Source organism: Cellulomonas sp. P4_A2, from assembly GCF_056402515.1.
The window spans coordinates 1-402 of sequence record NZ_JBFUHG010000162.1; the positions used below are offsets into that span (position 1 = coordinate 1).

Annotated in this window: 1 protein-coding gene; it reads left to right on the plus strand. The window is 64.4% G+C overall.

The window, feature by feature from the left end:
- Positions 1-31: 31 nt before the first annotated feature.
- Positions 32-402, plus strand: a 371-nt coding sequence (locus AC1DUE_RS20540; protein WP_477041249.1) for a hypothetical protein, incomplete at its 3' end; no start/stop codon positions are given.

Sequence of the window (402 nt, forward strand, 5' to 3'; positions counted from 1 at the left end):
GCTCAGCGCCGCCCGCCGCGACAAGTTCACGATGATCGAGACGATCAAGGCCGCCGGAGTGCGCGGAGCCAGGCAGCTGCTCGCCACAAGTGCCGACGAACTCGCCCAGTGGCACAAGGATTTGGGCACCCGCGTCGTTGTCAAGCCGCTCAAGAGCGCGGGCAATGACGGCGTGAAGTTCTGCGCCACTCCCGAGGAGAGTGCGGCCGCCTTCCTCGAACTCGCCGGCGCCGAGAACCTGTTCAGCCAGCGCAACGAGGGCATCGTCGCCCAGGAACATCTCTTCGGCGGCGAGTACATGGTCAACACCGTCAGCCGGGACGGTAAGCACCATGTCACCGACATCATCGCCACCACCCGCCTTTCCGTGAACGGCGTTCACGACATCAGCAACTCCTGCTA